General features: G+C 34.9%; 7 protein-coding genes and 1 pseudogene. 4 read left to right on the top strand and 4 right to left on the bottom strand.

The window, feature by feature from the left end; all coding sequences use genetic code 11:
* Window positions 1–1,700: ATP-dependent DNA helicase RecG (locus Q0800_RS13505; protein ID WP_299130741.1), on the bottom strand; the 1,700-nt coding region annotated here is incomplete at its 3' end.
* A 154-nt stretch (window positions 1,701–1,854) separates the two neighbouring features.
* Here Q0800_RS13505 and Q0800_RS13500 point away from each other — a divergent pair.
* Both Q0800_RS13500 and Q0800_RS13495 read left to right on the top strand, forming a co-directional pair.
* Window positions 1,855–3,828 carry a M1 family metallopeptidase gene (locus Q0800_RS13500; RefSeq protein WP_299130738.1) on the top strand — a complete coding sequence of 658 codons (1,974 nt, stop codon included), beginning with the start codon at window positions 1,855–1,857 and terminating at the stop codon, window positions 3,826–3,828.
* The gene (locus Q0800_RS13495) at window positions 3,828–4,718 is read left to right on the top strand and encodes a patatin-like phospholipase family protein (protein ID WP_299130735.1); all 891 of its coding nucleotides are present in this window, start codon (window positions 3,828–3,830) and stop codon (window positions 4,716–4,718) included. The genes Q0800_RS13500 and Q0800_RS13495 overlap by 1 nt, the downstream gene beginning before the upstream one ends.
* 81 nt (window positions 4,719–4,799) lie before the next feature.
* On the opposite strand, the gene Q0800_RS13490 is transcribed toward Q0800_RS13495, so the two are convergent.
* From Q0800_RS13490 to Q0800_RS13480, 3 genes are all read right to left on the bottom strand, one after another.
* Window positions 4,800–5,318: a hypothetical protein gene (locus tag Q0800_RS13490; protein WP_299130732.1), complete on the bottom strand. Its 519-nt coding sequence runs from the start codon at window positions 5,316–5,318 to the stop codon at window positions 4,800–4,802.
* 69 nt (window positions 5,319–5,387) lie between these two features.
* Window positions 5,388–6,953, bottom strand: a complete 1,566-nt coding sequence (locus Q0800_RS13485) for an FMN-binding glutamate synthase family protein (protein WP_299130729.1) — start codon at window positions 6,951–6,953, stop codon at window positions 5,388–5,390.
* Window positions 6,954–6,958: 5 nt separating this feature from the next.
* Entirely contained in the window at window positions 6,959–8,233 is a 1,275-nt protein-coding gene (locus tag Q0800_RS13480) for a M20 family metallopeptidase (RefSeq protein WP_299130726.1), read from the bottom strand.
* 135 nt (window positions 8,234–8,368) lie between these two features.
* On the opposite strand from Q0800_RS13480, the pseudogene Q0800_RS13475 reads away from it, so the two are divergent.
* Window positions 8,369–9,079: pseudogene (locus Q0800_RS13475) on the top strand (UvrD-helicase domain-containing protein); the annotation flags it as partial.
* 621 nt (window positions 9,080–9,700) lie between these two features.
* A complete protein-coding gene (locus tag Q0800_RS13470; RefSeq protein ID WP_299130725.1) occupies window positions 9,701–9,964 on the top strand; it encodes a DUF1816 domain-containing protein in 264 nt (87 codons plus the stop codon).
* Window positions 9,965–10,069: the final 105 nt, after the last annotated feature.

The raw sequence follows: 10,069 nt of genomic DNA, 5'->3' as shown, positions 1-10,069 counted from the left end.
TCAATAATCATTACAGAAGCATTAGGTACATTAACACCTACTTCTATAACGGTTGTAGCCACCATAATATTGGTTTTGCCTTCTGCAAAGCGTTGCATTTCATAATCCTTATCGACAGCTTTCATTTGCCCATGTACGATTGAGATTTGATAGTCTGGCGTCGCAAATTCTCTAGAAATACTTTCATAACCATCCATTAGATCTTTATAATCCATTTTCTCACTTTCCTGAATTAATGGATAGACCACATAAACCTGTCTCCCTTTAGCAATTTCGTCTTTCATAAATTTAAAAACCTTTAAACGATTGTTATCATAACGATGAACCGTTTTAATTGGTTTTCTGCCAGCAGGTAGTTCGTCTATTACAGAGATATCTAAATCGCCATAAACAGACATTGCTAAGGTTCTAGGAATTGGTGTTGCGGTCATCACCAAAACGTTTGGCGGAAGGTTATTTTTTTTCCATAATTTTGATCTTTGTTTAACTCCAAATCGATGTTGTTCGTCTATAATTGCAAGCCCTAAATTCTTAAATTTTACCTTATCTTCAAGTAGGGTATGTGTGCCAATAAGAATCTGTAAATTGCCGTTTTCGAGATTTTCATGGATTTCTATACGTTCTGAAGTTTTGGTTGAACCTGTAAGTAATGAAATACTGATATTTAATGGTTTACATAATTCTTTTAATCCGTTATAATGTTGGACTGACAAAATAGCAGTTGGTGCCATTAAGCAACATTGATAGCTGTTGTCGAGCCCCATGAGTATTGACATAAAGGCTACTATGGTTTTCCCAGAACCTACATCTCCTTGCAAAAGACGATTCATTTGTGCATTGCTACCTAAATCGTGTCTAATTTCTTTTAAAACACGTTTCTGAGCATTGGTTAATTCAAAGGGCAAATGATCCTTATAAAAACTGTTGAAGTAGTCTCCGACTTTTTCAAAAGTAAAGCCTTTTATTTTTGATTTATGAATGAGATTTTTAAGAATTAATTGCAATTGAATATAGAATAATTCTTCAAATTTTAAACGGAATTGTGCTTTAGAAAGTAACGCTTGGTCTTTAGGGAAGTGTATATTAAAAAGGGCCTCGGATTTGGAAATTAATTTTAGTTCATTTCTAACGGCATCTGATAAGCTTTCTGAAAATCGGCCTTTGGTTTCTAGAAATAATTGTTGCATTATTTTAGCTATGGCCCGATTGGTAATCCCTTTGTTAGATAATTTTTCAGTAGATGGATAAATAGCCTGCATAGCTGAGCGCAAGTTTTTTTGGTGCTCAGCTTGTAATTCTAATTCTGGATGTGGCATACTAAATTTTCCGCTGTACCAGTTGGTTTTACCAAAAATAACATAGGTCTTACCTGTTTTTAAGCTTTCTCGTATCCATTTTTGCCCACGGAACCAAACAAGTTCCATAGTCCCAGTATCATCTTTAAAATCTGCGACCAAACGTTTACCACGTTTTTGGGCTACTTCTCTAAATCCGCTAATTTGCCCAACGATTTGCACTTCGGCATTATTACGCTCTAATTGATTAATTTTATAATATTTGGTACGATCTATGTAACGATTAGGGAAGAGATTTATGAGGTCTTGGTAGGTTTGTATACCAAGCTCAGAGCGCAATAAATCCGCTCTGTTAGGGCCGACGCCTTTAAGATAATCTATTGGTGTTTGTAAATTTACACTCATACAGCGAATTTACCTATTTCTTACGAATGCAGATATCTGAAAATATAGTAAATTAAGGTTTCTTAATTTTAACTTATTGGATAAAAATACATACCTACTTTCTTAGTAATGGTAGAAAATTGTAATTTGGCCTTATTATTGCCGATATCTATTCATGAAGAAAATTCTTTTCCTTTTCAGCTTTTTTAGTTTTAGCCTTTCTTTTGCGCAACAAACCGACTATGTAGATTTTAAAAGGGTGGAAGCACTTATTGTTTTTAATCAGTTTTCTATAGATACAACCACTTATAACGCCTATGAAATTAATTTTGAAATTTTAAAAGATACAGATTCTATATACCTCGATGCTAAGGGAATGGCATTTAAGCATGTAGCTTTAAATAATTTTGCTGCTACACTTAAATATGATGGAAAAAGGCTTGTTATCTATAACAAGTTTAAAAAAAATGACACTTACAGCTTAGGCTTTGTATTTAATAGTGCACCAAAAAAAGCCATGTATTTTATGGGGTGGGAGAATGAAGGTAGAAATCAAATATGGACACAAGGTCAGGGTAAATACACAAGCCATTGGTTACCAAGTATAGATGATGTTAATGATAAAATAGAATTTGATTTAAAGTTTGTTGGTCCAAAAGGATATAAAATTATTTCTAATGGAGAGTTAGTATCTCAATCTGATAATGTAGGTAATATTCTTTGGGAATATGACATGAAAAAGCCGATGTCTAGCTATTTGGTAGCTACAGTACTAGGGCAATACAAAAAGAGTACTGAAATCTCAGCTAGTGGTGTGCTTTTAGAGTATTATTACTATCCTGAAGATTCTTTAAAAGTAGAACCTACCTACCGTTATTCTAAACAAATGTTTGATTTTTTAGAAAATGAAATCGATTTTGCGTATCCATGGCAAAACTACAAGCAAATACCAGTACACGACTTTTTGTATGCAGGCATGGAGAATACGAGCTGTACCATTTTTTCGGATGCTTATGTGGTAGATGAGATTGGTTTTAATGATAAAAACTACGTTAGTGTAAATGCACATGAGTTGGCACATCAGTGGTTTGGTAATTTAGTAACAGCTACATCTGGCGAGCACCATTGGTTGCAAGAGGGTTTTGCGACCTATTATGCGCTTTTAGCAGAGCGCGATATTTTTGGAGACGATTACTATTATTTTAAGCTTTACGAGTCTGCTGTGGATTTAGGCGGGCAAGATATAGCAAGTAAAGGCACCTCTTTATTAGATCCCAAATCGAGTAGTTTAACCTTTTACCAACGTGGTGCTTGGGTTTTGCATGCCATGAGAACTTTAGTGGGTGATAGGATCTATAAGCAAGCAGTTGTCAATTATTTAAATGCCAATCAATTTAATACTGTAAAAACTAATGATTTTATTAAAGAAGTTGAAAAAATTTACGGTAAATCTTTAACTACTTTTGTAAACGCCTGGATTAAGCAAAAAGTTTTTCCTGTAGATGATGCTTTTACTTTGCTTAAAAAACAATCTACATTTATTAATGAATACCTTATGGTGGATTGCCAGGCAAAATCATCGAAGTGTTCCGAGTATTTAAAATATTATGTTTCCGATGAGGCTAAGATAAAAGTCATTTCTCAAGCGCCAGAATTGGTTACTGAAGACACCTTTAACCAAGGGTTAAAAGTGCGACAGGCAATTTCGCAATACGTAAAGCAAATTCCGTTACAATTCAAAACAAATTATGAGACTTTACTAGATGACAAATCGTATATTACGATAGAAAATGCGTTGTATAATCTATGGTCTAATTTCCCAGATGAACGGGCTAAGTATTTATCAAAAACCAGAAATGTGGACGGTTTTAGTGATAAAAATGTGCGCCTGTTGTGGATTGTACTAAGTTTAAACACACCATTTTATCAAGCCGATAATAAACAATCGTTATACGAAGAATTAGTTAATTATACAGAAGCACGTTACAATGCAGACCTAAGAATGAATGCTTTTCGATATTTAGACCTTATTAATGCCTGTGAGGAAAGGTGTCTGTTAAATTTAGAGAACGCAAAAACTCATCATAATTGGCGATTGGTTAAGTTTGCAAAAGACATGTCTAAAAAACTTCAAAATACTAAAGAATAATGCGAGCATTAGTAATTTCTGGTGGCGGAAGTAAGGGAGCATTTGCAGGTGGTGTGGCGCAATATCTTATGGAGCGAGAAAAACGCAACTACGATATGTTTTTAGGTACTTCTACAGGTAGTTTGTTGGTGCCACATCTTGCGGTTAATGATATTTCTAAGCTTTACGATGTTTTTACCAATGTACAACAACAAGACATTTTTAGTGTAAGCCCTTTTGTACAGCGTAAAAAGGGAGATAGAGAGTATGTATCTATTGATTTTGTAAATTCCTTGTGGCAGTTTATTAAAATGAAACGCACCTTTGGTGAGAGTAAAGCATTAAAACGTCTTATTAAAAAGAATTTTACATTAGAGGAATACCAAAAAATAAAACATACCAAGCACGATGTTGTGGTTACAGTATCTAATTTATCAATGAATCGTGTAGAATATAAGTCGATTAAAGATTGTACTTATGACGAATTCTGTAATTGGATTTGGATTTCGTGCAATTATATCCCATTTATGTCCTTAGCTAAGGTTAATGGTTACGAATATGCCGATGGTGGCTTGGGTTGTGTAATACCCATTAGAGAGGCTATATTAAGAGGAGCTACAGAAGTTGATGCTGTTGTTTTAGAGGCTGAGACTTTAGGTAGGCAGCGTGTTTTAGGAAAAAATCCGTTTTCTTTAATGATGAATTTGTTTGGGCATTTATTAAACCAAGTAGAACAAAATGATATTATTATAGGCAAGTTGGCTGCAAAAAACAGAGCTGTTAAATTAAACTTATACTACACTCCAACAAGTTTAACAGAGAACTCTCTAATCTTTAGTAAGCGATTAATGAAAAATTGGTGGCAACAAGGCTATGACTATGCCGAGCAGAAACATGCAAGTAGTACTTAATGTTTAAGTTTAAGCTATGAAATGTAACTTTTAAAAGAAAAACTAACTTGCGCTAGATTTTAGATTATATACATTAGATATTTACCAGAGCCCTTCAACTTCTTGTTTTATAAACGACAAGGCAGCATTACTTGGTGCTGATTTATCCATGAGATCTGTTAAAATGGTTTCCCTAAGTTTATTTGCAGTGTCTGTTTTTTCATTCATGTTAGATTTTCTAATCAATTGAATGGTTGTGTTTTTAGCGGCCAATATAATGTTCCAACATTGATCGCTCACATATATTTGTTGCGTTAAATTATGTTCAAATTCCTGTTCAATTGTTGCTACAAGTAAATTTTCATAACTCTCTTTATTAGAGGATGTTGGGTTGACTCTTGTGAGTAGTTTTGCCGGTGCTATACGCTCTAAAAAAAGCGACATACGCTCGTAGGCCTGTAATCTCAGTGGGAGCGCATCTTTTTGTAATTCTTTTTTAATTAAAAAATTTCTTCGGTTGTTTTCATTTTCTACATGTTCTCTAAAAAAGAGGTAGGCAATAGCTCCTGTAACTAAGGCAGGGATGGTGTACATTAATAGATTGATGAGTTGTTGTTCCATGGCTTAAGCGAATTAGGTTTGAGGAATTAGGTGTTAGTATTAATTGCTTCGATAAAAGGAATTGAAATTTTATTTATTTTTATTTACACCGCCAAGATAAACACAATCTTTTAAATGTTGCATACTTTTAAAATCAACAGGTGTCTTATCATAGCAAAAGGCTTGGTCAAAGTTTTTGGTTAGATTTTGGTCGTCCACATTCATTTCAACATCATTCATCGTAAATTGGCAAGGATGTTCGTAGCCAGCCGCGTGAGTAATCTCAATCAATTCCTTTTTAAAGGTTTTAAAGTATTGTGCCAAACGCTCAGACTTTAATGGCACGTTGATACCGTTTTGCAGCCATTTACTTTGTGTGGCAACACCAGCAGGACAACGGTTAGTATGGCATACCTGTGCTTGTATACAGCCAATACTCATCATAGCTTCTCGTGCTACGTTAATGCAATCTACACCCATAGCAAATGCCATGGCAGCTTTAGCCGGAAATCCTAATTTACCACTGCCAATAAACACAAGACGCTCTGTTAAATTACGTTTTTGAAATAATTTATAAATAGCACTAAATCCATAAATCCATGGTAAAGACACATGGTCTGCAAAACTAGGTGGAGCAGCACCAGTGCCACCTTCGCCACCATCAATTGTAATAAAGTCTGGCCCTCTATTTTCTTTTACCATAATATTGGCAAGTTCTTCCCATTGGTCTAATTTTCCTATGGCAGCTTTTATACCAACAGGTAAACCCGTAGCTTCAGCAATAGCTTCTATAAAATCCACCAATTCTGGGACATTAGAAAAGGCTTTGTGGTTTGGTGGTGATAATACGGTTTTTCCAACTTCAACACCACGTATGTTAGCAATTTCCTTTGTGATTTTTTTTCCAGGAAGCACTCCACCTTTACCTGGTTTTGCTCCTTGGGATAGTTTCACTTCTATGGCTCTTACAAACGGATTGTCTTCCACGAGTTTTACCATTTTCTTCATAGAAAAACCACCATCTTCTGCTCTAACACCAAAATAGCCTGTACCAAAATGAAAAACAACATCACCACCATTGCTATGATAGGGTGAGAGTCCACCTTCACCAGTATTGTGGTAAGCATCAGCAATTTTTACACCTTTGTTTAAAGCATCTATAGCTTTGGCTGAAAGCGATCCAAAACTCATGGCAGACACATTAATAATCGAAGCTGGTCTGTAAGGTCGTTTGCGCTTATTATATTCTCCAATCACTTTTGCACATGGTGCAAACGTTTTATCAATAGCGCTTGGGTGGTTAGCTTTAACTTTATAAGGCATCATGGCATTATTTATAAAAATATGCTGATGTGCATAAATATCTCTATCGGTGCCAAAGCCTTCGTAGTTATTTTGATTTTTAGCAGAAGCATAAATCCAACCGCGCTCAATACGATTAAAGGGTAATTCTTCTCTGTTGTTAGCTACAAAATACTGGCGCATTTCTGGCCCAATACTTTCTAACATATAACGCAGATGCCCTACAACTGGGAAGTTGTGTTTTATAGTGCTCGATTTCTGAACTAAAATGTCTTTAATAGCAATAATAACTAAAACGGCAATAATCCAAAGCCACCAAGGGATACGACTTAAGAATTCTAATATGGCATTCATATACATTAATTATTTAAATAATCTAAGGTTAATTGCGTCAATGCTTTTACACCCAATAGCATACCGCTTTCATCAATCATAAAGTCTGGTGTGTGATGCGGAAATGCACCTTTAGACTCATCGCTTGGTGACATGCCACCAATAAAAAAATAAATCCCAGGCACTATTTCTTGAAAATAAGAAAAGTCCTCACCACCTGTAGTCGCTTTCATAAGTTGTACATTTTCTCTTCCGGCTACCTTTTGTAATGATGGCAGCATTTTATCTGTTAATTCAGGATCGTTATACGTTATTGAGGTTTGATTTCTAAATGAAATAGTAGCTTCACCACCGTAGGCTTTAGCAATGGTCTCAGACATTTCCTTCATGCGTCGTTCTATCATTTTACGCATCTCTGGATCTAATGTTCTAACGGTACCAATTAACTCTGCAGATTCTGGGATAATGTTAAAACGTGTTCCGGCAGTTATTTTACCAACGGTAATAACGGCAGCTTCTTCAGTAAGTTTGGCTTCTCTACTAATTATGGTTTGCAGACCATCAATTATTTTTGCAGAAATCATAATAGGATCCACACCAGACCAAGGTTGTGAGCCGTGCGTTTGCTTTCCTTTTACTTTAATAACAAAGCGTTCTACGGAAGCCATAATGCCACCTTTTTTGTATTTAATGGTGCCCACAGGTGTCCCTGCATTAATGTGTAACCCAAAAATAACATCTGGTTTAGGGTTTTCTAGTGCACCCTCTTTAATCATTAGTTTTGCACCTCCTTCTTCGCCAGGTGGTGGCCCCTCTTCTGCAGGTTGAAAAATAAATTTTACTGTGCCTTTTACTTTATCTTTATTTTTAGATAAGACTTCGGCTACAGCCATTAATATTGCAGTATGTGTATCGTGACCACAAGCGTGCATTACACCAGTTTCGGTGCCTAAAAATGTCGTTTTAACTTCAGATTTAAAGGATAAATTATTACGTTCTGTTACAGGAAGCGCATCAATATCGGCTCTTAGCGCTACCACTTTGCCTGGTAAATCCCCTTTTAGCAAGCCAACAACACCTGTAATGGCAATTCCTGTTTCAACCTCTAATCCTAACGATTTCAGATGCTCAGCAATGGTTTCAGCAGTTTTAAATTCTTGGTTAGAGAGTTCTGGGTTTTGATGAAAGTGACGACGCCATTCAATAAGTTGATCTTCAATATTAATAATGTCTTTTTGTAGAGCGCTTTGGCAAAATGAAACACTATGTGTAAGCAGAAACAATGCAATAATTACTTTCATAAATTTTAGAATTTGCTTTAAAGATATTGAAATTTCAATAAATAATAATCTTGAAAGATTGTTTATAATTATTGAATTTTAAACGCAAAAAAATATAATACAATACGTATTTTCACAGTTAGAAAAAAATTGCTTTTGAAACAATATCTTAGTCAACTTAATGACGCACAATTAGCTCCAACATTACAGAAAGATGGACCAATGATTGTTATTGCTGGTGCTGGTTCTGGTAAAACACGTGTGTTAACCTACCGTATTGCGTATTTAATGAGTCAAGGTGTAGATGCCTTTAATATTTTGGCCTTAACCTTTACCAATAAAGCAGCCAGAGAAATGAAAGGCAGAATTGCCGATATCGTTGGTGATAGTGAGGCTAAGAATTTATGGATGGGAACCTTCCACTCAGTGTTTGCCAAGATTTTACGTTTTGAAGGACATCACCTCGGATTTCCTAGTAATTTCACAATCTACGACACACAAGATGCTCAGAAACTTATTTCCTCGATTATTAAACAACTAGGTCTCGATAAAGATATTTACAAAACCAAACAGGTTTACAGTAGAATATCATCTTATAAAAACAGCCTAATAACGGTAAAGGCTTATTTTAATAATCCAGAATTAATGGAAGCTGATGCTATGGCACGTCGGCCAAGAATGGGTGACATCTACAAGGAATATGTAGACCGTTGTTTTAAAGCAGGAGCGATGGATTTTGATGATTTATTATTAAGAACTAATGAATTGTTGACGCGTTTTCCTAATGTATTAGCACAGTATCAAAATAAATTTAGATATATTTTGGTGGATGAGTATCAGGATACCAATCACTCACAATATTTAATAGCTCATGGGACATAATTAATGTTATTTATTCATTTAGTTGACTAGGAACTTATTCTCAAACCAGATCAGCTTTTGGCGATCGCTAAAAAGTCTTGATTAAGCTTAAATCTATCATCTTGCGGTATTTACTTTTAAATAGCAATTTAAATATCAATCGATAACAGTCAACAAAATTCTGCTGATCATATAAATTTTTATAGTATTTATGCAAGAAAACTTGAACACAGCGTAAAAAAAGTTTTTGTTGGTTTAGGATGTCTTAAAAAAATCTATTTTATAAATGCGAAAAACTATTAAAGCAAGTAGAATCTAAAAACTGGAACATTATAGCTATCGAATGAAACAACTAGACATAATTTGTTATGGACAACACTCTCTCCTCGATTTGAGAGTTTCGCTGATAGCGATCGCCTGATTGAATGCTATTTAAATAGCACTAATGTAATTTTAAGTACTAAAGAATTATATTTCTAAGTAGATGATAAAAATGTATATTTAATTTACTTTTCATCAAAATTGCTATTTTTGATCTTCCCCTAGACAATCAGCAAATACTAGTAAATCTAGTAGTTAAAGAGCCTTTTTATAGTTATAAATTTAACAAAAGATTTTAGTTCTATTATGTCTCTGGTTACAAAATTTCTCAAGATTATTGGCGTAAAGGAGCAAGAAAAGCTACCTTACTGGCTCAAAATAACCACAAAAGTTCCCAAGTGTACTTACTACTTTGGTCCTTTTGATAGTCCCCTAGAGGCAAAAGCACTTCAGCCTGGATACATCGAAGATTTGATGGAAGAAGAGGCACAAGGTATTCACATTGAGTTAGAGCAAGCTGTACAACCTGAAAACCTAACAGCTTGTGAAAACGATGTTTTTCGCAACTAACCGAGCTTCTAACTTTGATTGCTTTGGCGATTAATCAAACACTTTACCCTGACATTATAATCTGGCAAAAAACTCCTGGCTAACTCTTGCTATATCACCGTTAGC

Source organism: uncultured Winogradskyella sp., from assembly GCF_937958655.1.
In the GTDB taxonomy this organism is placed as follows: domain Bacteria; phylum Bacteroidota; class Bacteroidia; order Flavobacteriales; family Flavobacteriaceae; genus Winogradskyella.
This window is presented reverse-complemented; position numbering and strand designations above follow the sequence as displayed.

What these genes read in the sequence shown, in the direction of transcription:
- Q0800_RS13480 (WP_299130726.1), bottom strand. Translation starts at nt 8,233, where the DNA reads ATGAAAGTAATTATTGCATTGTTTCTGCTTACACATAGTGTTTCATTT.
- Q0800_RS13500 (WP_299130738.1), top strand. Translation starts at nt 1,855, where the DNA reads ATGAAGAAAATTCTTTTCCTTTTCAGCTTTTTTAGTTTTAGCCTTTCT.
- Q0800_RS13495 (WP_299130735.1), top strand. Translation starts at nt 3,828, where the DNA reads ATGCGAGCATTAGTAATTTCTGGTGGCGGAAGTAAGGGAGCATTTGCA.
- Q0800_RS13470 (WP_299130725.1), top strand. Translation starts at nt 9,701, where the DNA reads ATGTCTCTGGTTACAAAATTTCTCAAGATTATTGGCGTAAAGGAGCAA.
- Q0800_RS13485 (WP_299130729.1), bottom strand. Translation starts at nt 6,953, where the DNA reads ATGAATGCCATATTAGAATTCTTAAGTCGTATCCCTTGGTGGCTTTGG.
- Q0800_RS13490 (WP_299130732.1), bottom strand. Translation starts at nt 5,318, where the DNA reads ATGGAACAACAACTCATCAATCTATTAATGTACACCATCCCTGCCTTA.